General features: G+C 63.8%; 24 protein-coding genes. 8 read left to right on the plus strand and 16 right to left on the minus strand.

Features of this window, described 5'->3' with window-relative positions:
• Positions 1 to 37: 37 nt before the first annotated feature.
• The 9 genes from NHF53_RS06435 to NHF53_RS06475 form a co-directional block, all read right to left on the minus strand.
• Positions 38 to 817, minus strand: a complete 780-nt coding sequence (locus NHF53_RS06435) for a transporter substrate-binding domain-containing protein (protein WP_252834931.1) — start codon at positions 815 to 817, stop codon at positions 38 to 40.
• Between the two features lie 103 nt (positions 818 to 920).
• Positions 921 to 1,322: a VOC family protein gene (locus NHF53_RS06440; protein WP_252833558.1), complete on the minus strand. Its 402-nt coding sequence runs from the start codon at positions 1,320 to 1,322 to the stop codon at positions 921 to 923.
• Between the two features lie 158 nt (positions 1,323 to 1,480).
• A complete protein-coding gene (locus NHF53_RS06445) occupies positions 1,481 to 2,977 on the minus strand; it encodes a replicative DNA helicase (protein WP_114361974.1) in 1,497 nt (498 codons plus the stop codon).
• A 349-nt stretch (positions 2,978 to 3,326) separates the two neighbouring features.
• Positions 3,327 to 3,902: a 50S ribosomal protein L9 gene (rplI, locus tag NHF53_RS06450; protein ID WP_114361975.1), complete on the minus strand. Its 576-nt coding sequence runs from the start codon at positions 3,900 to 3,902 to the stop codon at positions 3,327 to 3,329.
• A gap of 25 nt (positions 3,903 to 3,927) precedes the next feature.
• Positions 3,928 to 4,905: a DUF2232 domain-containing protein gene (locus NHF53_RS06455; protein ID WP_252833559.1), complete on the minus strand. Its 978-nt coding sequence runs from the start codon at positions 4,903 to 4,905 to the stop codon at positions 3,928 to 3,930.
• A gap of 149 nt (positions 4,906 to 5,054) precedes the next feature.
• Positions 5,055 to 5,303 (minus strand): 30S ribosomal protein S18, encoded by a 249-nt coding sequence (gene rpsR, locus NHF53_RS06460; RefSeq protein WP_112686882.1) that lies wholly within the window; start codon positions 5,301 to 5,303, stop codon positions 5,055 to 5,057.
• Between the two features lie 24 nt (positions 5,304 to 5,327).
• Positions 5,328 to 5,783, minus strand: coding sequence for a 30S ribosomal protein S6 (gene rpsF, locus NHF53_RS06465; protein WP_112686884.1), 456 nt, complete (start codon positions 5,781 to 5,783; stop codon positions 5,328 to 5,330).
• Positions 5,784 to 6,060: 277 nt separating this feature from the next.
• Complete coding sequence (locus NHF53_RS06470; RefSeq protein WP_252833560.1) at positions 6,061 to 6,987, minus strand: calcium/sodium antiporter; 927 nt, start codon at positions 6,985 to 6,987, stop codon at positions 6,061 to 6,063.
• A gap of 104 nt (positions 6,988 to 7,091) precedes the next feature.
• On the minus strand, positions 7,092 to 8,135 hold the full coding sequence (locus NHF53_RS06475; RefSeq protein ID WP_252833561.1) for an aldo/keto reductase: 1,044 nt from the start codon (positions 8,133 to 8,135) through the stop codon (positions 7,092 to 7,094).
• Positions 8,136 to 8,351: 216 nt separating this feature from the next.
• On the opposite strand from NHF53_RS06475, the gene NHF53_RS06480 reads away from it, so the two are divergent.
• From NHF53_RS06480 to gmk, 8 genes are all read left to right on the plus strand, one after another.
• On the plus strand, positions 8,352 to 8,828 hold the full coding sequence (locus NHF53_RS06480; RefSeq protein WP_252833562.1) for a DUF3592 domain-containing protein: 477 nt from the start codon (positions 8,352 to 8,354) through the stop codon (positions 8,826 to 8,828).
• Between the two features lie 120 nt (positions 8,829 to 8,948).
• Entirely contained in the window at positions 8,949 to 9,893 is a 945-nt protein-coding gene (gene fabD, locus NHF53_RS06485) for an ACP S-malonyltransferase (RefSeq protein WP_252833563.1), read from the plus strand.
• A gap of 32 nt (positions 9,894 to 9,925) precedes the next feature.
• Positions 9,926 to 10,663 carry a 3-oxoacyl-[acyl-carrier-protein] reductase gene (gene fabG, locus NHF53_RS06490; protein WP_148155782.1) on the plus strand — a complete coding sequence of 246 codons (738 nt, stop codon included), beginning with the start codon at positions 9,926 to 9,928 and terminating at the stop codon, positions 10,661 to 10,663.
• Positions 10,664 to 10,935: 272 nt separating this feature from the next.
• Positions 10,936 to 11,172, plus strand: a complete 237-nt coding sequence (locus NHF53_RS06495; protein WP_027507378.1) for an acyl carrier protein — start codon at positions 10,936 to 10,938, stop codon at positions 11,170 to 11,172.
• Between the two features lie 106 nt (positions 11,173 to 11,278).
• The gene (gene fabF / locus NHF53_RS06500; protein WP_114361981.1) at positions 11,279 to 12,535 is read left to right on the plus strand and encodes a beta-ketoacyl-ACP synthase II; all 1,257 of its coding nucleotides are present in this window, start codon (positions 11,279 to 11,281) and stop codon (positions 12,533 to 12,535) included.
• A gap of 114 nt (positions 12,536 to 12,649) precedes the next feature.
• Entirely contained in the window at positions 12,650 to 13,834 is a 1,185-nt protein-coding gene (mltG, locus tag NHF53_RS06505) for an endolytic transglycosylase MltG (protein ID WP_252833564.1), read from the plus strand.
• 90 nt (positions 13,835 to 13,924) lie between these two features.
• The gene (locus tag NHF53_RS06510; RefSeq protein WP_252833565.1) at positions 13,925 to 14,815 is read left to right on the plus strand and encodes a YicC/YloC family endoribonuclease; all 891 of its coding nucleotides are present in this window, start codon (positions 13,925 to 13,927) and stop codon (positions 14,813 to 14,815) included.
• A gap of 3 nt (positions 14,816 to 14,818) precedes the next feature.
• Positions 14,819 to 15,475, plus strand: coding sequence for a guanylate kinase (gmk, locus tag NHF53_RS06515; protein ID WP_252833566.1), 657 nt, complete (start codon positions 14,819 to 14,821; stop codon positions 15,473 to 15,475).
• A gap of 41 nt (positions 15,476 to 15,516) precedes the next feature.
• Here gmk and rsmA read toward each other — a convergent pair whose 3' ends face one another.
• The 7 genes from rsmA to NHF53_RS06550 form a co-directional block, all read right to left on the minus strand.
• The gene (gene rsmA, locus NHF53_RS06520; protein WP_252833567.1) at positions 15,517 to 16,344 is read right to left on the minus strand and encodes a 16S rRNA (adenine(1518)-N(6)/adenine(1519)-N(6))-dimethyltransferase RsmA; all 828 of its coding nucleotides are present in this window, start codon (positions 16,342 to 16,344) and stop codon (positions 15,517 to 15,519) included.
• On the minus strand, positions 16,344 to 17,375 hold the full coding sequence (gene pdxA / locus NHF53_RS06525) for a 4-hydroxythreonine-4-phosphate dehydrogenase PdxA (RefSeq protein WP_252833568.1): 1,032 nt from the start codon (positions 17,373 to 17,375) through the stop codon (positions 16,344 to 16,346). Before pdxA ends, rsmA begins: the two co-directional genes overlap by 1 nt.
• Positions 17,376 to 17,394: 19 nt before the next feature.
• Positions 17,395 to 18,339, minus strand: a complete 945-nt coding sequence (locus NHF53_RS06530) for a SurA N-terminal domain-containing protein (RefSeq protein WP_252833569.1) — start codon at positions 18,337 to 18,339, stop codon at positions 17,395 to 17,397.
• A gap of 200 nt (positions 18,340 to 18,539) precedes the next feature.
• A complete protein-coding gene (locus NHF53_RS06535; RefSeq protein ID WP_252833570.1) occupies positions 18,540 to 20,885 on the minus strand; it encodes an LPS-assembly protein LptD in 2,346 nt (781 codons plus the stop codon).
• Entirely contained in the window at positions 20,885 to 21,970 is a 1,086-nt protein-coding gene (gene lptG / locus NHF53_RS06540; protein ID WP_114361988.1) for an LPS export ABC transporter permease LptG, read from the minus strand. The genes NHF53_RS06535 and lptG overlap by 1 nt, the downstream gene beginning before the upstream one ends.
• Complete coding sequence (locus NHF53_RS06545; protein ID WP_114361989.1) at positions 21,967 to 23,145, minus strand: LptF/LptG family permease; 1,179 nt, start codon at positions 23,143 to 23,145, stop codon at positions 21,967 to 21,969. Before NHF53_RS06545 ends, lptG begins: the two co-directional genes overlap by 4 nt.
• 110 nt (positions 23,146 to 23,255) lie before the next feature.
• Positions 23,256 to 24,029 (minus strand): phosphatase PAP2 family protein, encoded by a 774-nt coding sequence (locus tag NHF53_RS06550; RefSeq protein WP_252833571.1) that lies wholly within the window; start codon positions 24,027 to 24,029, stop codon positions 23,256 to 23,258.
• Between the last annotated feature and the right edge of the window lie 117 nt (positions 24,030 to 24,146).

A 24,146-nucleotide genomic window follows, 5' to 3' on the forward strand; every position in this document is an offset into this window, starting at 1 on the left:
CGCCCGTCCAGGCGGGCGGCGGTGTCCGGTCAGCCGATCAGAGATCGGCCGGCAGCGACGTGCCGAGCCACTTCTCGGCAATCGTGTTCAGCGAGCCATCCGCCTTGGCGGCGGCGATGATGCCGTTGACTTGTTCGAGCAGGGCGGGTTCGTTCTTGTTGAGGCCCACATAGCAGGGCGAGTTCTTGATGAGGAACTTGGGTTCCGGCCGCTTCGGCGGGTTCTTCTCGAGAATTGCGGCGGCGACCACGTTGCCGGTCGCAACCGCCTCGACCTGTCCGGAAAGGAAGGCGGAGATCGTGCCGTTATTGTCCTCGTAGCGCTTGATGGTGGCGTCTTGCGGCGCGACCTTCGTCAGTTCGAGATCCTCGATGGCGCCGCGGGTCACGCCGACGGTCTTGCCGGCGAGATCGGCGGCCGATTTGATCTCCAGGCCCGCCGGGGCGAAGACACCGTTGTAGAAGGGGGCGTAAGCCGCGGAAAAATCGATCACCGCCTCGCGCTCGGCATTCTTGCCAAGGCTCGATATGACCAGATCGACCTTGTTGGTTTGCAGATAGGGTATGCGGTTGGCGCTGGTCACTGGAACGATCTCGACCTCAACGCCGAGCTTGCCCGCGATCAGCGTCGCCATGTCGATATCGTAGCCCTTTGGTGCCATGTCCGCGCCAACGCTGCCGAAGGGTGGGAAATCCTGCGGTACGGCGACACGCAGCTTGCCGCTGGATTTGATGCTTTCCAGCGCGTCGGCCAAGGCCGGAAGCGGTCCGGCGAGAGTGGCCGCCACGACGGCTGCTGTGGCGAAGGCACGTGTCATGAAGGTTCTGCGTTGCATGTAATGCTCCCTGTTCTGTCTGGAACAGCAGGAGCAATCCGCGTGCCAGTTCCAGAGAACCTGCAAGGGACAGCGGCCCGAACGCTTACGAGTTGTCGAAATTCTCCGGACAACCGGGGTTCTGTGGCTCTCCGATTTCTATTGCATGCCCGTCGGGATCATAGAACCGGAACACGCGTTGCCCCCATGCCTGCCGCTCAACGGGATGTATTAGTTTCACGCGAGGCCCGATTTCTGCGAAAGCCGCGTCAACGTCTTCATGCTCAAAATACAATAGTAGATTTCTCTGGCCATAAGGTTCTTGCGAAGTGGTTGCTTCGCGCCAGACCGTCTGTTCGAGCGACTGCCCCTCGTGTATCGCAAAGCCCGTTTCGAAGAGCACGAAGCTCCCAAAATCCTCCAATACTCTCAGGCCGAGTATATCTTGGTAGAAGGCCTTGGACCGGCCGATGTCGCGGACGAAAGGAATAGGATTGACGAAACGCATCGAATTCCTCTCGCGACGTTCAAGTCTCCGTCACACAAGGCAAAACCCCCGTGCCTCCTGCGACCGCGCCCCGCAATGTCCAAAATCTCCGAAAGCCTGCTGTCGGCAGAAGCAGATGCAGGCCTTCGATGGTCAAGAGATGGGCACGCGGCTCCCGCTCAATGCTCCTCGTACTGCGTGAAGCTCGGGTCGGCGAGATCGGCGAAGCGGGTGTATTCGGCCTGGAAGGCGAGCTTGACGGTGCCGGTTGGCCCGTGACGCTGCTTGGCGATGATGACGTCGGCCGTGCCCTTGACCTTCTCCATCTGTCCTTCCCATTCGGCGTATTTCGGGTCGGCGGGGTCGCGCGGTTCCATGTTCTTCACATAGTATTCCTCGCGGAACACGAAGAGCACGACGTCCGCGTCCTGTTCGATAGAGCCCGATTCACGCAGGTCGGAGAGCTGCGGGCGCTTGTCGTCGCGGCTTTCGACCTGACGGGAGAGCTGCGAGAGCGCGACGATCGGAACGTTGAGTTCCTTGCCGAGCGCCTTGAGGCCCGTGGTGATCTCGGTGATTTCCTGCACGCGGTTCTCGCCGGCCTTCTTGGAGCCGGTCATCAGCTGCACGTAGTCGACCACCAGGCAATCGAGGCCGCGCTGGCGCTTCAGGCGACGGGCGCGTGCCGCGAGCTGTGCGATCGAGATGCCACCGGTCTGGTCGATATAGAGCGGCACCTTCTGCATGGTCTGGGAGAAGCCGACGAGCTTCTCGAAGTCCTGCTCGGTGATATCGCCGCGGCGGATCTTCGAGGACGAGACTTCGGTCTGCTCGGACATGATACGGGTGGCGAGCTGTTCGGACGACATTTCGAGCGAGTAGAAGCCGACGACGCCGCCGTTCCTGGCCTTGAAGGAACCGTCCGGCATGACCTCGGGCTCGTAGGCTGCGGCGATGTTCCAGGCGATGTTCGTCGCAAGCGAGGTCTTGCCCATGCCCGGACGGCCGGCGAGGATGATCAAGTCGGAGCGCTGCAGACCGCCCATCTTCGAGTCGAGCGAATGGATGCCGGTGGAAATGCCGGAGAGATTGCCGTCGCGTTCGAAGGCGGCGCCCGCCATGTCGACGGCCAGTGCCACCGCGTCGCTGAAGGCCTGGAAGCCGCCGTCGTAGCGGCCGTTCTCGGCGAGTTCGAAAAGGCGGCGTTCGGTGTCCTCGATCTGCGCCTGCGGCGGCATGTCGAGCGGCGCGTCATAGGCGATGTTGACGACGTCCTCGCCGATCTGGATCAGCGCGCGGCGCAGCGCCAGATCGTAGATCGCGCGGCCGTAGTCCTCGGCGTTGATGATCGTCACCGCCTCGGAGGCGAGGCGGGCGAGATATTGCGCGACCGTCAGGTCGCCGACCTTCTCTTCGGCCGGCAGGAAGGTCTTGATGGTGACGGGGTTCGCCGTCTTGCCCATGCGGATGATCTCCGAGGCGACCTCGAAGATCTTGCGGTGCAACGGCTCGTAGAGATGGACGGGCTTCAGAAAGTCCGAGACGCGGTAATAGGCGTCGTTGTTGACGAGGATCGCGCCGAGAAGCGCCTGTTCGGCCTCGATGTTGTTCGGCGCTTCGCGATAGAGCGGCTCGGCCTGCTGGGGGGGCGTGATCTTGCGCACAGCGTCGTTCATTGCGGGCTACCGTTTCCCTCGTTCATGCTCGTCGACAGCCAACCGGTTTGACGATCGACGACAGGATAGTCAACAGCAATCGGGCGATTCCACGCCCGCTCGGCGGGCAGACGGTCCGTGCCGGCAGTTGTCCCTTTTATCCACAGGCCGGCGGGTTTCCGTACGGTCCGATTGGGATTCCGCTTGCGCGCCCGCGGGCGGCGGCGAATCGCCCGGCACGGATGATTCTACACCGTGGCGGAAACGTCCGGAGGGAATTCTTCGGCGGCCTGTGGGGCCGGGCCCTCCCGCAAAAGAAAACGCCCGGGCCGCATGGACCCGGGCGTCGAAATCCGGCTTGCGACGGATGTTATTCCTGTTCGCCTTCGAACTCGGCGTCCGGGTTGAAGAAGTCTTCCGGACGCAGGGCGTCTTCGTCGACGCCGTAGATCGCGTCGGCGGAGGTCAGGCTTTCGCCCTTGGCCTGGCGTTCGGCTTCTTCGGCCGAGCGGGCGACGTTGAGCTCGATCGACAGCTCGACTTCGGCATGCAGGTGCAGGGTGACCTGGTGCAGGCCGATCGACTTGATCGGCTGGTTGAGTTCGACCTGGTTGCGCGAAACGTTGAAGCCTTCGGAGGCCAGGATCTCGGCGACGTCACGAGCGGCGACGGAGCCGTACAGCTGGCCGGTTTCGCCGGCCGAACGGACGACGACGAAGGACTTGCCGGAGAGGGCGTCGGCGACCTTCTGGGCTTCCGACTTGCGCTCGAGGTTGCGGGCTTCGAGGGTGGCGCGTTCGGCTTCGAAGCGGGCCTTGTTGGCGGCGTTGGCGCGCAGCGCCTTGCCCTGCGGCAGGAGATAGTTGCGGGCAAAGCCGTCGCGAACCTTCACGGTTTCGCCCATCTGGCCGAGCTTGGCGATACGTTCGAGAAGAATGACTTCCATTTTCGTTTCCTTTCAGTCTTGAAGTTCAGGTGTTGCGGTTGTCAGGTTTGTCGGCGGGTCGCGCCGGCGTCAGCGCCACGGTCCGCCGGGTGTCCGACAGGCCGAGGACGAGAATGAAGAAGGCGGGCAGCACGAGCAGCGCCGAGAGATAGGCGAGCACCAGCGCCGGCGCGCGCCAGTCCTTGCCGCGGGTGCGCAGGTGCAGGGAGGCGAAGCCGGCAAGCAGGAACCCCGCGCCGAAGGTGCCACAGACGGTTGCGCCGACAAGGGCCGGAACCCCGCCGTAGAAGCTCGCGAGAATGCCGGCGAGGAACACGAAGAGCGCGTTGCGGTTCATCCTGAGTGCGGACGGAATGTCCTCGCGCGGGCGCAGGGCGTGGCCGGAGGCGGCGACGATCCGCACGGCGACGTAGTAGGCCGAAAAGAGCATCAGCACCCAGGTGCCGCCCTGCATGACCGGCAGCATCGTCAGCATCATGCGCTTCAGCTGCGCGACGCTTGCGGCATCCGGCGCCATTGCGGGGTTCTCGCCGCCCTGGACCGACTGCAGCAGCGCATCGACCATCTGGCTGACGAGGTCCGGGCCGTAACCGATCATGATCCCGAGCACGACGACGGCGAGCGCAACCAGCGAACAGAGGTGCAGCAGGATATCGGAGAGCGGATACCATGCCATAAGGTGGTCGGGGCCTCCGATCTCGGAGGCGGGACGCGCGAGGTTCGCAAGATGGCTGAGCCAGCCCGCCGGCAGCAGCGTGAAGATCGCCATGGCGAAGGCGAAGAGCGGCGAGACGGCGATCGCGCCGACGGCGGCGGCGGTGACGACTGCGATGATCGCGGCAATGTTGCCCCAGCCGAGGCCGACGATGAGCACGGGAAGGGCGGACGCCGCGTAGAGGAGAGAGGCAAACGACGGCTGCGCATTCGCGCCCAGCACCAGCAGGGCGGCGGTAATGCCGGCGAGAACGCCGGTCAGCAGCAATGTCGCATTCACCTGTTTCACGTCGCTGTCCTGCTTTTCGAAGCAGTTAGGGGAAGATCCGGATTCGATCTGTGAACGTCCGGTCCCCAACATGGGTTTTCAAGGGTGCCGATCCGCGCCCATCGCGGAAGGGCGGTTCCGCCGGCCGAAGCCGGCGGAACGATGTCGGATTACGCTACGACGTAGGGCAGCAGGCCGAGGAAGCGGGCGCGCTTGATGGCCTTGGCCAGTTCGCGCTGCTTCTTCTGGGAAACTGCCGTGATGCGGGACGGAACGATCTTGCCGCGCTCGGAAATGTAGCGCTGCAGGAGACGAACGTCCTTGTAGTCGATCTTCGGTGCGTTCGCGCCCGAGAAGGGGCAGGTCTTGCGACGACGATGGAACGGGCGGCGTGCCGGAGCAGAGGATGCATCAGCCATTGTGTTTTCTCCTTGTGCTCGAAATTACGCGCGGTCTTCGCGCGGACGACGCTCGAAGCCGCCTTCGCGCGGACCACGGTCCGGACGCGGGCCACGGTCGCCGAAGTCGCGGCGCGGGCCGCGGTCGTCGCCTTCGCGGCGCGGACGGTCGTCGCGGTCACGCTTCTGCATCATCGCGGACGGGCCTTCTTCGTGGGCTTCGACGGCGATGGTCATGTAACGAAGAACGTCTTCGTTGATGCGCATCTGGCGTTCCATTTCATGGATGGCGGCCGCCGGAGCGTCGATGTCCATGAGCGCGTAATGCGCCTTGCGGTTCTTCTTGATGCGGTAGGTGAGGGACTTCAGGCCCCAGTTCTCGATGCGCCCGACCTTGCCGCCGTTAGCTTCGATGACGCCCTTGTACTGTTCGACGAGGGCATCAACCTGCTGAGCGGACATATCCTGCCGGGCAAGGAATACATGTTCGTAAAGAGCCATTGTAGACTTGCCTTTCTTGCGGTTGTCGTCACCCGGATCCGGCGCTAAGCCTCAACGACTGCTCTTGGAACTGGAAAATCCAGGCAAGAAAAGCGTTTGATCGAGACGGTCGAGAGCGGAGACACGGGAGGCCGGCAACCCTTCGGTGCCTGCGATCCTTGGTTCAAGGACCTGCCCTCCGTTCAGCCACCAGCCGAAGGACCGGGTGTTTTGAACAGCGCGCTTATACGCATTTTTCGCGGAAAGGCAAGGCTGAAAAGCCGGAAGTGTGCTTCCGTCAGATCGCGAGCGCCAGATAGCCGCCGTAGAGCACGAGCAGCAGGACCCCGAAGAGCCGGTTGACCGGCCGGTCGAGCAGGATCGCCGCGGTGAAGACTGCCGCCGCGGCCAGCATCACCGGCACGTCGAAACGGGAGAAGCGCGGTGCGACGGGAACCGGCAGCACAAGCGCCGTCACGCCGAGGATGAAGAGGATGTTGAAGATGTTCGAACCGACGACGTTGCCGACGGTGACGTCGGACTGGCGGCGGGACGCCGCCACGACGGCGGTCGCGAGTTCCGGCAGGCTGGTGCCGACCGCGACGACCGTCAGGCCGATCACCGCCTCGGAGACGCCGAAGTCGACGGCGAGCTTCGTTGCGCCGCGAACGAGCAGTTCGGCGCCGGAAAACAGCGCCGTAAGGCTTGCCGCGATCAGAATGGCGATCCGCGACCACGGCAGTTCCTCGCCCTCGATCGTCTCGACGATGCGCGTCGACGGATCGCGCCGGGCCTTGCGGTAGCCCTGTCGCAGATAGACGCCGAGGAGAACCACCATCACCAAGCCGGCGATCCGCCCGACGGCGCTGAACTGCACGAGCAGGAGCATCAGCGTGGTGGCGGCGAGCATCACCAGCGCGTCACGCCGGACGGCACCGTCCCATTCCTTCATCGGCGAGATGGCAGCACCGACGCCGATGATGAGGAGCGTATTGGCGATGTTGGAGCCGACGACGTTGCCGAGCACGAGTCCCGGCGACGCAGCGAAGGCGGCGCGTAGCGAAACCAGGAGCTCCGGCAGCGAGGTTCCGAAGCCGATGACGACCAGCGAGACGAGCAGCGTCGGGATGTCCAGCCGGCGGGACAGGGAGACGGTGCCGCGCAGCAGCCATTCCGCGCCGAAATAGAGACAGACCAGGCCGCTCGCTACGAGGAGGTAATCCATATTGCTCCGCTTCGCCGTCCAGACGGTTCCATTGGAGCAGTCCGGACGGCCGTGCGCAATATGAAATGGCAGCTTCTGCGTATGTCGCGATGCCGCGGGGGGCCTCAGATCGGCATGGGATAGAAGCGATGGACCTTGGCGATCTCGGCGAGAACCTCGTCCGAGAGCGCGAGATCTGCGGCCGAGATATCGGTCTTCAGCTGCTCCATGCTGGTCGCGCCGATGATCACCGAGGCCATGAAAGGTCGCGTGAGGCAGAAGGCGAGTGCCATCGCGGACGGATCGAGGCCGTGCTTGCGGGCAATCTCGAGATAGGCGCGCGTCGCCGGCTCCTGGCGGGGCTGCAGGCGTCCGCCGATGTCGCCGTTGATCGAGCCGCGGGAGCCTGCCGGCTTCTGCCCGTCGAGATACTTGCCCGAAAGGATGCCGCCGGCGAGGGGAGAATAGGCGAGCAGGCCGACATCCTCGTGATGCGAGACTTCTGCAAGGTCGAGATCGAAGCTGCGGTAGAGGAGGTTGTACTCGTTCTGGAGCGTCGCCACCCGCGGGAGCCCCTTCTTCTCGGCGAGCGAGAGATATTTGAGCGTGCCCCAGGCCGTTTCGTTGGAAAGGCCGATCGCGCGGATCTTGCCGGCCTTCACGCAATCGTCGAGCGCGGAGAGTTTTTCCTCGATGTCGGCGACAGCCTTCTCGTGATCCTGCTTGAAGGGATTGTAGGTCCACGCCTGGCGGAAATGATAGTGGCCGCGGTTCGGCCAGTGGATCTGGTAGAGGTCGATATAGTCGGTCTTCAGCCGCTTGAGGCTCGCGTCGACCGCCTCGCGGATTGCCGCACCGGTGATCGGGCCACCGCCGCGGATATAGGGCCGGCCGGAGCCGGCGACCTTGGTCGCGAGCACGACGTCCTTCCGCTTGCCGGTCTTTTCGAACCAGTTGCCGATGATCGTCTCGGTGTCGCCATAGGTCTCGGCGGAGAGCGGCGTGGTCGGATAGAGTTCGGCGGTATCGAAGAAGTTGATGCCGCGGTCGAGCGCGTAGTCCATCTGCGCGAAGGCCTCGGCCTCCGTGTTCTGCGAGCCCCAGGTCATCGTCCCCAGGCAGATTTCGGACACGGTGATGCCGGTGCGGCCAAGCCGGTTCATTTTCATCAGATATGCCTCAAGTTATGGAAGGCGGGCCGGAAGGGCCACGGAAGGTTTCCCGTAATGTAGCGAGAAATCGAAGCGCCGCAAGATCGCCGCCTTTCACCTGCTCCACGGGAGGATTCTCCCAGAAGTGCGGGTGCCCGTAAGGGTAGTAACCGGACCTTCATTGTTCGCGTATAACTCCCACCTTCATTAGATGCGAATGTCAGCGGAGGGACGATGGAGCGCGCAACGATCGCCTCACATGTATTTGCGCTAATCTGCACGTCACTCTTGATGGGCTTTGCGGCACATAACGCGCTCAATGCCGAACACATGGCAGAACATATGCTGGAGGTTGGAGCAGTTACGGAAGCACGGGTGCTCGCGGCGAGAGTGACGGGTGGTCGAAAGCACTGCCGATATGACCTGAAATATTCCTTCCGCACGGATGATGGTCAGACAGTCTTCGGCGAAGCCGGGCCTAGATGCCGGAAAAATAGCTGGTTGCCTTGGGCTGCTTCCGACCCGGTGCCGGATGCTCTGAGTGTTGTGTACATGAAGAATGATCCCTCTCGCTTCCGTCTCATGTGGGAGCTGGAGCAGGACTTGAAAATTACCTCGCCTTTCGTTGCTATCCTCGCCTTTCTCGTCTTTTGGGCAGGCCTCTACACGCTTGCTCGTCGGACGATCGCGTGGATGGCAAAACTACCGTAGTTCGGGCGAGATATGTTTGGCGGATGTGCATTAAGCCCGGTCCATTAGCTCAAACACTTGACTTGCAAGGCAAGAGTGTGAATTGAAAGCCGCCAAATGAGGCAATTCAGCGAGGCAGCAATGACAATTGCATTCACCTTTCCCGGCCAGGGCAGCCAGGCCGTCGGCATGGGCAAGGAGCTTGCGGCGACCTATCCCGAGGCCCGCGCGGTCTTCGAGGAAGTCGACGAGGCGCTCGGCGAAAAACTCTCCTCCGTCATGTTCGAGGGGCCGGAAGAAACCCTGACGCTGACCGCCAACGCCCAGCCGGCGCTGATGGCCGTATCGATGGCGGTGATCCGCGTGATGCAGGCCCGCGGCCTCGACCTCAAGTCCAAGGTCGCCTTCGTCGCCGGCCATTCGCTCGGCGAGTATTCCGCGCTCTGCGCCGCCGGCACCTTTTCGCTCGCCGATACCGCACGGCTCCTGCGCATCCGCGGCAACGCCATGCAGGCCGCCGTTCCGGTGGGCGAAGGCGCCATGGCCGCGATCATCGGGCTCGAGCACGGTGACGTGCAGTCCATTTGTGTCGAAGCCTCGGCCGTCGGTCCCTGCCAGATCGCCAACGACAACGGCGGCGGCCAGCTGGTGATCTCCGGCGCGAAGGCCGCGGTCGAAAAGGCGGCAGCGCTTGCGACCGACAAGGGTGCCAAGCGCGCCATCATGCTGCCGGTCTCGGCGCCCTTCCATTCCGCCCTGATGGGCCCGGCCGCCGAGGCGATGCGCGAGGCGCTCGCCAAGGTCGAGAAGAAGGACCCGGTCGTGCCGCTGATCGCCAATGTGCGCGCCGCACCGGTCACCGCCGCCGACGAGATCGCCGCCCTGCTGGTCGAGCAGGTCACCGGTCAGGTCCGCTGGCGCGAGACGGTGGAATGGTTCGCCGCAAACGGCGTCACGACGCTTTATGAACTCGGCTCCGGCAAGGTCCTGACGGGTCTCGCCCGCCGCATCGACAAGTCCGTGAACGGCATCGCCGTCAATACGCCGGCCGATATCGACGCCGCGCTGGCAGCACTTCTCGCCTGATACTCCGTTTCAAAAAAACAAGGATTGCGATCATGTTTGATCTGACCGGCCGCAAGGCTCTCGTCACCGGCGCAACCGGCGGCCTCGGCGAGGAAATCGCCCGCCAGCTGCACGCGCGCGGCGCCATCGTCGGCCTGCATGGAACGCGTGTCGAAAAGCTCGAGGCGCTCGCCGCCGAGCTCGGCGACCGGGTCAAGGTCTTCCCGGCGAACCTGTCGAACCGCGACGAAGTGAAGGCGCTGGGCGAGAAGGCGGAAGCCGATCTCGAAGGCGTCGACATCCTCGTCAACAATGCCGGTATCACCAAGGACGGCCTCTTCGTTCGGATGAGCGACGAGGACTGGGACAGCGTGCTCGAGGTCAACCTGACGGCGGTCTTCCGCCTGACGCGCGAACTCACGCATCCGATGATGCGCCGCCGCTTCGGCCGCATCATCAACATCACGTCGATCGTCGGCGTCACCGGCAATCCGGGCCAGACGAACTACTGCGCCTCGAAGGCCGGCATGATCGGCTTTTCGAAGTCGCTCGCCCAGGAGATCGCGACGCGTAACGTGACCGTCAACTGCGTTGCGCCGGGCTTCATCGAAAGCGCTATGACCGGCAAGCTGAACGACAAGCAGAAGGACGCGATCATGGGCGCGATCCCGATGAAGCGCATGGGCACCGGCGGCGACATTGCAGCCGCCGTCGTCTACCTGGCGTCGAACGAGGCGGGCTACGTCACCGGCCAGACGCTCCACGTCAACGGCGGTATGGCGATGATCTGACGCCTGCGCACGATGTGTGCGGGATTTGCATGTTGAGCAGCCTCTCGCCGGTGATTTTCAGGCTTTGCGAAGGGCTTAAAGCATGTTAAGCGGGCCAAGGCTGTGTACAGTCGTCCCGAAATGACAGGCGGCAGTTATGCCTAGGCTGCTGTTCGTTGTGGATTGGGCTGAACGAGTTTGCCGGTGAGGTTGCAAATGCATCGATCGCCGGTTTGATACAGGGTAGGGGACCGTCGCGGCGCCCCGATACAAAGAAGGTCGAGGAAACCGACATGAGCGATATCGCAGAACGCGTGAAGAAAATTGTAATTGACCATCTTGGCGTTGATGCCGAGAAAGTCGTCGAAGGCGCGAGCTTCATCGACGACCTGGGCGCAGACTCGCTCGACACGGTCGAATTGGTCATGGCTTTCGAAGAAGAGTTCGGCGTTGAAATCCCGGACGACGCGGCCGATTCCATCCTGACCGTCGGCGACGCGGTAAAGTTCATCGAGAAGGCTCAGGCCTGATCGTTGACATGCTAGGCAGGCGGATCGTTCTCGATCCGGCCTGCGGAGGCCCGCTCCTGGCGGGCCTTGCTGTTTTCAGACCGAAAGAACAGGTGGGCTGCGGACTATGAGACGGGTCGTTATCACCGGTACCGGCATGGTATCGCCTCTGGGGTGTGGAACCGAGGTGACGTGGTCGAGACTTCTCGCCGGACAGAGCGGCGCACGCCGCGTGACCGAGTTCGAGGTCGATGACCTGCCCGCGCAGGTCGCCTGCCGCATTCCGACCGAGGGCGAAGGTGCATTCAGTCCGGACGACTGGCTGGAGCTCAAGGAACAGCGCAAGGTCGACAATTTCATCATCTACGCGATCGCTGCCGCCGACATGGCGCTCGAGGATGCCGGCTGGCACCCCAAGAGCGACGAGGACCAGATCGCAAGCGGCGTGCTGATCGGCTCCGGCATCGGTGGCATCGAAGGCATCGTCGAAGCGGGATTCATCCTGCGCGACAAGGGCCCGCGCCGCCTGTCGCCGTTCTTCATTCCCGGACGCCTCATCAACCTCGCGTCCGGCCAGGTTTCCATTCGCCACAAGCTGCGCGGCCCGAACCACTCGGTCGTCACTGCCTGCTCGACCGGCGCCCATGCCATCGGTGACGCAGCGCGCCTGATCGCGCTCGGCGATGCCGACGTGATGGTCGCGGGCGGCACCGAATCGCCGATCAGCCGCATCTCGCTTGCCGGCTTTGCCGCCTGCCGTGCGCTGTCGACTGCCCACAACGACGACCCGACCCGCGCCTCGCGCCCTTACGACAAGGACCGTGACGGCTTCGTCATGGGCGAGGGGGCCGGCATCGTCGTGCTCGAAGAGCTGGAGCACGCCAAGGCCCGCGGCGCCAAGATCTACGCCGAAATCGTCGGCTATGGCCTTTCCGGCGACGCCTATCACATCACCGCCCCGTCCGAAGACGGCGAAGGCGCGCAGCGCTGCATGGCGATGGCGCTGAAGCGCGCCGGTCTGACGCCCGCCGATATCGACTACATCAACGCCCATGGCACCTCGACCATGGCCGACGTCATCGAGCTCGGCGCTGTCGAGCGGCTCGTCGGCGATGCCGCCTCGACGATCTCGATGTCGTCGACCAAGTCGGCGATCGGCCATCTGCTCGGTGCCGCCGGCGCCGTCGAGGCGATCTTCTCTGCGCTCGCGATCCGTGACAATATCGCGCCACCGACGCTCAACCTCGACAATCCCGAAGTGGAGACGGCGATCGACCTCGTGCCGCACAAGGCGCGTGCGCGTGAGATCAATGTCGCGCTTTCCAATTCGTTCGGATTCGGAGGCACGAATGCCTCGCTGGTCCTGCGTCGCTACCAGGGATAACCAGCCGGGAGGCCCGGCGCGCCGGAACGACGCTTTCGGGATGGATGCCGCGTACTGGTTTTCGCCGCAATGTCCGGCGAAAGAGCGGCTGGACCGAAATGGAGAGGAGTGCCGGTGAACGAGATCGATCAGAACAGCGGGAATGAAATCGGCCGCGGTGCGGAAACCGCGTCCAAGGGACCGATCATTCCGAAATCGCCGGCCGAAGCGCTGAAGCCGGAACGGGTTCCCGCACCTCCGAGACGCTCGCGCAAGGCGCGCAGCCAGCTGGTGATCTTCCTCAATTTCCTGATGTCGCTGACGGTCATGGTCTTCGTGATCGCCGTCGCCGGTTTCTATTACGTGATGTCGGCCTACCAGGAGCCGGGACCGCTGCGGGCGAATGTCAATTTTGTTGTTCGTAGCGGCGCCGGTCTTTCCGAGATCGCCAACAACCTCGAACGGAGCGGTGCCGTCACTGATTCCCGTATCTTCCGCTATGTGACGGCCACCTATCTCGATGACAACGAGACGCTGAAGGCCGGCGAATACGAGATCAAGGCGAACGCGTCGATGAAGGAGATCATGGACCTCCTGAAGTCGGGCAGGTCGATCCTCTACTCGATCTCCTTCCCGGAGGGGCTCTCGGTCAAGCAGATGTTCAAGCGGCTCGCCGACGATCAGGTGCTCGAAGGCGAGCTGCCGGCGGAACTGCCGGTGGAAGGGGCGCTCCGGCCCGATACCTACAAGTTCTCCCGCGGGACGAAGCGCGACGAGATCATCAGGCAAATGATCGCGGCGCAGGAAAAGATCGTCGACCAGGTCTGGGAGAAGCGTGCCCCCGACCTGCCGCTGAAGAGCAAGCTCGAACTCGTGACGCTCGCCTCGATCGTGGAGAAGGAGACAGGCAAGCCCGACGAACGCGCCCACGTCGCTTCCGTCTTCTACAATCGGCTGCAGAAGGGTATGCGTCTCCAGTCGGACCCGACGATCGTCTACGGTCTCTTCGGCGGCGACGGAAAGCCCGCCGACCGCCCGATCTTCCAGTCGGACCTGAAGAAGGAAACGCCCTACAACACTTACATCGTCAAGGGTCTGCCGCCCGGGCCGATCGCCAATCCCGGCCGCGAGGCGCTGGAGGCGGTGGCCAATCCGTGGCGCACCGAGGACCTCTACTTCGTGGCGGACGGCACCGGCGGCCACGTCTTCGCGGCGACGCTCGAAGAGCACAACGCCAACGTCAAGAAGTGGCGCAAGATCGAAGCCGAGCGTGGCGTCGAACCCGACGTGGTGATGGACGCTCCGCCGACGAACAACTAGCGGTCCGATTCCGGCGCTCACATTCCCGGGCTTTGCCCGAACCGCGAACGCCGGATAAACGCCTGTTTCCAGAGCCTACGGAGTAGATCGATGGCACTGCAATCCATGACCGGCTTCGCCCGAAGCGAAGGGACGAGCGGGCGCTATCGCTGGGCCTGGGAGCTGCGCTCGGTCAACGGCAAGGGGCTCGATATAAGGCTGCGCCTGCCGAGCGGGATGGAGGCTCTCGAGGTCGAGGCGCGTCATCGCCTGTCCGAGGCGCTCTCCCGCGGCAATCTGCAGGTGACGCTTTCCGTGACCATAAGCGAAAATCGCGTCGAGGCCGTCGTCAACGAGGAGGCGCTCGCCGCCGTCCTGAAGCTGCGCGACGCGCTCGGCTCTTCGGTCGTCGATCCTTCGCCGATGCGCCTCGATGCGCTTCTGAACATCCGCGGGCTCGTCGAGTTCCGCGAGGCGGTCGACAGCGAGGAAATCATCGCCGCGCGTGACGCCGCAATCCTCGACGGCCTTTCCAGAGCAATCGCCGCCCTCGGTGACATGCGCCGGCGGGAGGGTGAAGCGCTCGGCCGCCTTCTTTCCGGGCATGTCGACAAGATCGAAGAGCTCGCCCGTCGAGTCGAGGCCGATCCGTCACGCTCGCCGGAGGAGATCGCCCGCAAGCTCGAGGCGCAGCTTCAAGCGCTCCTGGAGTCTGCACCGTCGCTCGATCGCGACCGGCTGCACGCCGAAGCGGCACTGCTGGCGACGAAGGCGGACCTTCGCGAAGAGATCGACCGATTGAAGGCGCATGTCGCCGCCGCCCGCGAGCTTTTGACCGAAGGCGGCCCCATCGGCCGCAAGCTCGATTTCCTGGCACAGGAATTTAACCGCGAATCGAATACCATCTGTTCCAAGTCGAATGCCGTCGCTGTGACCTCGGCCGGCATCGAGCTGAAGGTCGTCATCGACCAGTTCCGGGAACAGGTCCAGAATTTGGAGTAGGAAATGGGTAAGCCGAAGGGGAGCGTGGTGGAGATCGCCAGGCGGGGATTGATGCTGGTGATCTCGTCGCCGTCGGGCGCGGGCAAGTCGTCGATCGCGCGCACGCTGCTCAGCCAGCCGGACATGCAGATCAGCGTGTCGGTGAGCGTCACCACGCGCGAACGTCGCCACAGCGAGGTGGAAGGCGTTCACTACCGTTTCGTCTCGCAGCGCGAGTTCGAGGCGTTGCGCGCCTCCGACTCCCTGCTCGAATGGGCCGAAGTTCACGGCAACTTCTACGGCACGCCGCGCGACCCGGTGGAGATCGCCATGGCCGAAGGCCGCGACATGCTCTTCGACATCGACTGGCAGGGCGCCCAGCAGCTGCAGGAAAAGATGCCGGCGGACGTGGTGTCGATCTTCATCCTGCCGCCGACCATGGCCGAGCTGCAGTCTCGCCTGCATCGCCGTGCGGAAGACACCGAGGAGGTGATCCAGACGCGGCTTGCCAATTCGCGGTCCGAAATCGAGCACTGGCGGGAATATGATTACGTCATCGTCAACGACGACCTCAACACCGCGATCGATTCGGTGAAGTCGATCATCAAGGCGGAGCGTCTGCGGCGCGACCGGCGCCACGGCCTGTTCGACTTCGTCAACGGGCTCATCACCGAGGCGTAACAGCCGGAGGTAGGCCAGGCCGGTTCATCTGGCTGGCCGGTTCAGAGCGAGTTCGCCAGCCGGACGAATTCTTCCACCGACAGCGTCTCGGCCCGTCTCGCGGGGTCGATGCCGGCCTTGACGAGGAGGGCCTCGCCGCCGAGCGGTTTCAGGCTCTGGCGCAGCATCTTGCGGCGCTGGCCGAAGGCGGCCTGCGTGACGCGTTCGAGCTTTTCGGCAGAACAGGGCAGGGGATCGGCCTTCGGGACGAGATGGACCACCGTCGAGGTGACCTTCGGCGGGGGCGTGAAGGCCTGCGGCGGCACGTCGAAGGCCATGTGGGCGTCGGTCCGCCAGCCACAGAGCACGCCGAGGCGGCCGTAATGGTCGTCGTCCTCGTGTGCCACGATGCGCTGGCCGACTTCCTTCTGGAACATCAGCGTCAGCGACTGCCAGAACGGCGGCCAGGCCTTCGGCAGCAGCCAGTTGACCAGCAGTTGCGTGCCGACATTGTAGGGCAGGTTGGCGATGATCTTGACCGGACCTTCGGGCACGAGCGCCTCGAAATCGGTCTTCAGCGCATCACCTTCGATCACCTCCAGCCGGCCGGGATAATGTTCGGCGATCTCGGCGAGCGCCGGCAGGCAGCGGGCGTCGCGTTCGACGGCGATGACCTTCCTGGCACCGAGCGCAAGAATCGCCCGGGTGAGGCCACCCGGTCCGGGGCCGACCTCGAACACGGTCACGCCCTCGAGCGAACCGGCGGTGCGGGCGACCTTCTGCGTCAGGTTGAGATCGAGCAGGAAGTTCTGGCCGAGTGCCTTGCGGGCGTCGAGTTCATGGCGACGGATGACGTCGCGTAGCGGCGGAAGACCGTCGAGGGCCGCCATCAGGAGGCGGCGCCCGCGCCTGCGGGGCGGGAGATCTCCGAGGCGAGCTTCAGCGCGGCGACGAGGCTGTCGTGGCGGGCGATGCCGGTACCGGCGATGCCGAAGGCGGTGCCATGGTCGGGCGAGGTGCGCACGAAGGGAAGACCGAGCGTCACGTTGACGGAGTCGTCGAAGCCGAGCGCCTTGACCGGGATCAGCGCCTGGTCGTGGTACATGCAGACCGCGACGTCGTAGCGCCGGCGGGCTTCGTCATGGAACATGGTGTCGGCCGGCAGAGGCCCGAAGGCATCGATCCCTTCGGCGCGCAACTGCGTGATCGCCGGATGGATGATCTCTTCGTCCTCGAGCCCGATCGCCCCGCCTTCACCCGCATGGGGGTTGAGCCCGGCGACGGCAAGCCGTGGCGAAGAAAGGCCGAAGCGTTCCTTGAGGTCCCTGGCGATAATGCGGCAGGTGTCGAGGATCAGCGTCTCCGTCAGCGCGGCCGGAACGTCCTTGATCGGGATGTGGATGGTGACCGGCACCGCCTTCAGCTTCGGCCCCGCAAGCATCATCACCGGACGCACGCTCTTTCCGGTAGCGCGGCTCGCGAGATCGGCCAGAAATTCGGTATGGCCCGGAAAGCCGAAGCCGGCCTCGTAGAGTACGGCCTTGGCAATCGGGTTGGTGACCATGCCGCGTACCTTGCCTTCGAAGCACAGCCGGACGGCCGTCTCGATGGCGGCGATCGTCGACCTGGCGGTTGCGACATGCGGGCTGCCCGCCACGACGTCGACACCGGCCGAAATCGGCAGCACGGGAAGTGCGTCGGCGAAGACGGACATGGCGCCGGCGGCGTCGGTCTCCTTCAGCGGAACGTCGATGTCGAGCTGTCTGGCGCGGACCGCGAGAACGGCCGGATCGCCGATGAAGAGGAAGGGCGGCAGGCCATGGACCGACCGCTCCAGCCAAGCCGAAAGCGCGATGTCGGGGCCGACGCCGGCCGGGTCCCCCTGGCTGAGTGCGAGAGGAAGGCTCTCGGTCTGTGTCATCGTCAGTCGGTCCCGGAGATCAGCGGTAGACGATCTGCGCCTTCGAGCGCAGGTCGTCGAGGTACTTCTTGGCGTTCGGATTGTCAGTCGCCTTGTCCTTGCCGAGGTCTTCGGCGCGGAAGACGACTTCCGCCGCGACGTCGTCCGACACCTGGCGCTGGTTGCAGATCGCCAGATATTCGACACCGCGTTCGGTGACGCGGGTTCCGGTCGTGCCGTCCTTCGCCTTCTCGATCAGCGGCTTCCACTCTTCCGGCAGTTCGGGCGCGAGCACCCGGCCGAGGTTGCGGATCGATACGTCACGGTAGTTCTTGGCGAACTCCATCGCCTGGTCGCAGCCGGGGAACTTCGAACGCGAGGCTTCCGCTTCCGACTTGCGCTTGCCGACGATGCCCTTCTTGTTGGCGGGCACGACGAAGATCACCTGCTTCAGGAAGTATTCCGTCGTGACCGGCTTCTCCTTGCGTTCCAGCAGGCGCGTCGCGACTTCCTGGCTCGAAAGCTTGCCACGAGAGCCGTAGCGGGCGTTGACGAGGCGCGGCCAGCTCATCGAGACGGCGATATAGGCCTTGAAGTGGTCGGCGGTGACGCCTGCCTGGTTCAGGATGCCGGTGAGTTGCTGAACGGAGAGCTTGTTCGAACTGGCGAAACGCTCAAAGGCCGCATCGACTTCGTCGGTGCTGACCGACATACCGACGCGCGCAATCTCCTGCCGCTTCAGCGTCTCGTCGACCATCTCCTCTCGGGCAATCTTCTTCAGGTCGCCCTTGCGGCGCTGAAGTCGCAGGAAGGCGATGCGCTTGGCGACGTCGCCCGTGGTGATCGCGGTCTTGTTGACGACCGCGGCGACTTCGCTTGCCGCGTAGGCGGCGGGAACGATGGGTAGAGGACCGGGGCCTGCGGTGAAGGCGAGCGCTGTCGCACAAAGAAGCAGGATACGTGTCTGCTTTTTGCCAAAGGTCATTGGCATTCCTTTCCATCGGGCGCGCAATTGTCGGCGCGTCCCGGCATTTCGTTGGCCACCGAAGTATAATGTGCCGCAGGGATTGCACAATCCGTGCGGCGAAACAATGACATTCGCGCCGGCGCGCAGCTGGCGTTCGTCCTGTATGCTCGAAGGGGGGACCACGATACGCTCATGCCTGACCCGTTCCGCAGCCTCGATCAATCGAAGCCGGCGAGATCGGTCTTGCCGATGCGCACGTCGCCGAGCGTGCGGAAGGTCAGCCGGGCGCCGATCGTCCAGTCGCTTGCGGATTCGTCTGACGGGTCGCGCTTGTCGGAATAGACCAGCGAGAAGATCGTGCACTCGTTGGCATAGGAAATGCCGATCCCCTTGCGGTTGATCGTGGCGTTGTTCAGATCCCAGGTGAGCGAGCCGAAGACCGACCAGTATTCGTCGATCTTGACCGAGCTTGCCGCCTGCAACTCGTCGTTCTTGTCCTGGAAACCGTATTCCGGCTGTGCGGCGATCTGCGTGTAGGTGAGGTTCGCCAGCAGCCGGTCGTTGGTGAAGCCGAGGCTCGCGTCGGTGCGGCGCACGTCGAACGTCCTTTCGTCGAAACGCGCATTGGCACTCAGCGTCAGCCCGTTCGGGATGTCGATCCCGGCCATGCCGACATAGTCGGAGCGGTCGGTTTCGAGACCGGAATCGGCGCCGGCATGGACGAGGTCGTCGGTCGCAAACGAGTTGAGGCCGGCGAGGTGGTACGATTGGCCGAAGATGGCCCGCAGGCCGAAACCGTTGTCGAGCGTGCCGGTATAGCGGATGCCGACATTCGCGCGGGTGCCGCCCTCGACCCGGTCGAAACCGGAGAACTTGTCCCGCTCGAAGAGGTTGGTGGCGTCGAAGACGAAGCTTTGCGCATCCTCGTTCGGAAGCCGGCCCGCGAGCTGTTCGTCGTTGCGCGCATAGATCTGCGCGATCGGCTCGACGATATGGCTGCTGTTGTCGGTAGTGATCAGGATCGGATACCGCGCCTCGAGCCCCGCCGTCAGCATGTAGCGGGTCGCCGTCGCCTCGTTATAGTAGTTGCCGGTGTAACCCGTCGGGCTGTTCATATCGAGCCAGTAGGCGTCACCGCGCGCGGCAAGCAGCGGCGTAAGCTGAAGTCCGCCCGGAACGGAGAAGGTCCGCTTCCATTCGGTTTCGGCGGTGATCCGGCTCATCGAACCTTTGAGGCCGCGGAAACGGTCGTTGATGCCGTCGGCGTTGGCGTCGACCTCGTCCGTCTTGAAGCGCGAAAGCGCGGTGAAGTTGAGCGTGCCGGACAATTGCCCGCCCGCGACCGGTTCCGGCGCGACATAGCTGTAGTCGAGCGACGGCAGCACGACCGGCTGGCGCTTCTCGGCGTTGCTGTCCGGGTCGGCGTCCTGCACGTCGAAATAGTAGCCGTGCAGATCGAAATAGTTCCGCTCGCCGAGGCCGGTCAGATAGACGTCGTTCGTGTGCGTCGTCTCGTCGAGGCCGTCGAGACTGTAGGTGCGGGCGAAGTTGTTGTCGCTCTGCAACATGACATCCCAGCCGAATGTCCAGCGGGGATTGATCTTGAACTCACCCTTGGAGGCGACCATTCCGCGCTGGTCCCGGCGCGCATCGCTGGTGCCGGCGTCGAAATTCTCGCTGTTGAGCTGCTGGATGCCGGCCAAGCGGAGCGTCGCCGTTCCTTTCTCGAAACGCTGGCGAACTTCCGTCTCGAGAAGCAGGCCCTGGCTGGTGAAGCCGGTGGCGCGGATCGTCGCATCGCGCTGGTTCGAAAGCGCGATGTAGTAAGGTACCGTCAGGCCGAAGCCGAGGTTCTGCGAGGTCTGCATTTCGGGGAAGAGGAAGCCCGATTTGCGCTTCACCGTATGATCCGGCACCTCGAGGAAGGGGAGCACCGCGACCGTCCTGCCGAAGAGCTCGAAGCGGGCCTTTTCGAGACGGATCGTGTGGGTCTCGCCGTTCTGGACCACGCGCTCGGCCTTCACCTGCCAGAGCGGCGGACGCTCCGGGTGATCGGCGCAGGGAAGGCAGGCCGTATAGACCCCCTTGTTGAGAATGATGTCCCGGCCACCGACACGCTCGCCGCTTTCGGCGGCAAGCCGGGTGTTGTCGGTCGTCTCGATCCGGAGCGCCTTGAGGAAGCCGTCCGCGAAATTGTCGGTGACGTCCATCGAGTCGGCATAGAGGCGGTTGCCGCCCGGCTCGACCAGTTCGATGTTGCCGGTCGCTGTCATGCGGCCGCTCTTCTGGTCGTATTCGACCTGCCGTGCGACCATCTGGTAGCCGGCATAATTGATCTGTACGGCGCCGCGCGCCACGACGCGCTCGGCGTCACGGTCATAGACGAGTTCGTTGGCGGCAAGCAGAAGCTTCGCGTCTTCGGGAATGCTGGGTTCGAGATTGCGCAACTGTCCGCTGTCCTGCGCGCGCACGGCGACCGTCGAGGACAGGTAGGAGCACACAGCGGCACTCGTCAGCAGGGCCAGAAACAGCCTTCTGATATTTCCGCGGTCTGTTACCGCCACTAACCATCCTCCTGATGAAGCAGGATCGTCGCTCCGAGTGCCATCGCCACGACGACCGGTACCCATGCCGCGACGAATGGCGGCACGACACCGCTGCTTCCGAATGCTTTGACAAGCGTGGTTACAACATAAAGCACGAAGCCCGAAAGGATTCCACCCAGAATCACCGACCGGGACTGGTTGAATCTACTGAATTTTAACGAAACGGTGGCGGCGATCAGAGTCATGGCCACGAGGAGGAACGGTAGCGACAGCAGCGAGTGAAATTGCGTTTCAAGCGCTTTGGTTGAGACGCCGAACGATCGCGCAACTGCAATTTTCTGAGAAAGATCATAAAAAGCAACGGTCTCCGGCTGCGCGAGCCGCTGTTGTACGAATTCCTGTTTCAGATTGGTACTGACCTTCGCTGTCGCGAGCCTTGCCGGAACCTCGCCCGGCCGCGTCTCGGTGACGTCGGTAAGAAGCCAGTAACCATCTTTCAACTTTGCCGACCGCGCATCCTGTCGCAGGATGATCCGCCCGTCGCTGTCGAAGTGTATGAGGACGGCATCCGTGATCAGGGTGCCGTTGTCCAGAACCGTCCTTCCGCCGATGACGACGTCGTCCTTGCCGCTGATCTGGCGCAGCCACGGAACTGCCGTCGTCTCCTTGCGGCGATTGCTCGCCTCGCGCCACGTCGATTCGATATTGAGCGCCTGGCTCTGTCCCCAGGCGGCCATCGGATTGATGACCAGCGTGGTGACGAGGCCGATCAAGAGCGCCCCGACGACAAACGGCATCATGAACTGCCAGACCGAGATGCCGGCGGCGCGCGCGACGACCAGTTCCGACTTGCGGTTGAGGGCAATCAGCGTCGTCATCCCGACGAAAAGGGCGACGAACGGGATGGTCTGCTGCAGGATGAGCGGCAGACGCAGCGCCGTCAGATAGAGGACGCCCGGCAGCGAATAGCCGGTGAGCCCGGCGAACCGGCCCGTCGTCTCGCTGAAATCGATGAGATAGATGATCGACGTCACCCCGATGAAGAACCAGAGCGTCGTCACGATGTAGCGCCGGAAGAAGTAACGACCGAGGGTGAAGATCATGGTGTCTTGCCCTCTTCGCCGGCCTCGTTGCCGGCAAGCCGCACGTTGATCGCCCGCATGGCCCGCGCCGTGCTGTCGGAAAACGGACGCGGCAGGCGCCAGGAACTGCCCCGCCAGAGTTTCATCGCGGCGAGGCCGCTGCTGACGATCGGCAGGAGATAGATGAGCGGCGCATAGGCCTCGTTCTTCTCGGTGAGCTTCACGGTGTAGTTGCCGAGCCAGAAGATGACGAGTGCGATCGTCAGCGCGGTCGCCATCGGCGGAATACGCGCCTCGCGATGGGAGCGGGCATTGCCGGAAAGGGCCAGCGCAATCAGCGAGAAGACGAACGGGAAGGTCCAGCTCGTGAGCCGCTTGTGCAGTTCGCTGCGGTATTCGCCGTAGTTCTTCTTGACGTCCGGATCAGTCATGTCGGGGTTGAAGAGATAGGGCAGGTCGCGGTCGAGGGCATGCAACCGCGCCTGGCCGCGCGTCTGCGTCAGATCCGAAAGGTCGAAGGAGTAGGAATCGAACCGTACGACCGAGACGTTGCCGTCCGGCGCCTTGCGGTGCACTTCTCCGTCGCGCATCACCAGGGCGGTGCCGGTCTCGTCGACCGCGCCTTCGCGGGCGTAGTAGATAAGGTCGTAGGCAGGATCGCGGGAGTCGGCGACCAGCAGTCCCTTGAGTACGCGGCCGGACAGTCGCTCCGAAATCTGCACGTAGAGCCCGTCCTCGATGCGGCGGAAGGTCTTTTCCTCGATGACGGTCGACAGAAGGTCGGCATAGGCGGCCGCGACCATCTCGCGGGCGGCGACCCGCAGCTTGGGCTCGACGAAGTTCGCCATGAAGAAGGAGAATATCGAAAGCAGGATCGTGAACACGATGATCGGGCGATTGATGATGCTGCGCGGGGCGCCCGCCGCGTCGATCACTGCCAATTCCGAATCGTTGTTCATCGCCGAGAGCGTCTGGGTGATGCCGATCACCAGCGCGAACGGCAGCACCGCCGGGATGATGGTCGGCAGGATGAGGGTCGCAAGCTTCATGAACGAACCCACCGACTGGCCGCTGTCGGTCACCAGATTGATTCGCCCAAGCACCTGCGTGGTCCAGATGATCGCCAGGACCGGCAAGAGGGCGGTGAGCATCATCTGAAAGACGCGCCGCAGAATGTAGTGTTCGAGAAGCTTCATTCCATTTCCCGAGGGCGTGACGTTCGGGCCGCGCCGGCGACTGAGGATACCGGGTTCTCTACGACGGTTGCGGCGATTTGGCGACAGGATCGATGCGGATTTTCGTGTCTCTACCGCTCAATTTTCCGTTTTCGCGATATTTCGAACACGGCGAAGACGGCGGCAAAGATCACCAGCGAGGAAAGCCAGCCGAGCACGACGTCGGAGAGATAATGGCCGCCGAAGGCGAGTCTCATCGCCGGCGTCACCAGTGCGACGACGAGGATCGGCGGCGCGAGGACCGGGCGGAGCTTCGCCGGCAGGAAGAGGAGGAGGCAGGCGACCCATCCGGCACCCGCGGCCTCGCCTGAAATGAAGGAGCAGTTGTTGTCGCATTGCCCCATGAACGAGCCCGCCGGGACGAAGGGCAGGTCGCCACCGAAGAGGTCGGTCTGATAGGGGCGGGGCCGTCCGGAAAAGCTCTTGAGCAGCAGGTTCACCAGCACATAGGGGCCGAGGAGGAGAGCGGCGAGCGCGAGGCCGAGTTGCTGCAGCCTTGCCGCACCATAGGCCGCGCTGCGCCGGGCGAGGCCGTTGACGAGAATTCCGAGCAGCAGCGCGCCGGCGGCGGCCGGAACGTAGAAGAAGACCTTCCTCACGGCGACGGCGAGGGGATCCTGGCTCCACGGAAAGCTGCCGCAGACGGTGCTCTGCGCATGGGCCCCGGTGCACGGACCGGGCTCGAAGAAGGCGCTGGCGACTGCAAGGTCGATGTCGGGCCACAGATAGAAGACGAGCAGCAGCGCCCACCAGAGCACGAAGAGGGCGAGGGCGGCGCGCAGCATCTTTCGCGTTCCGGGCTGTTGCAGGTGCCCGCTCTCGGCGGCTTGCAGGTTGATCTTCACGTCGGCTGTTTCCGGTCTTTTCGAGGCGGCGCGACCCTATCCGCTTCCCCGCCCGGCAGGCAAGAGGGAGAGGCCGCAGGACTTGCCAACGGTGCAAAGAGCGGTATGTCGGGACAA

The organism is Ciceribacter sp. RN22 (assembly GCF_024054295.1).
GTDB classification, from domain to species: Bacteria; Pseudomonadota; Alphaproteobacteria; order Rhizobiales; family Rhizobiaceae; genus Allorhizobium; species Allorhizobium lividum.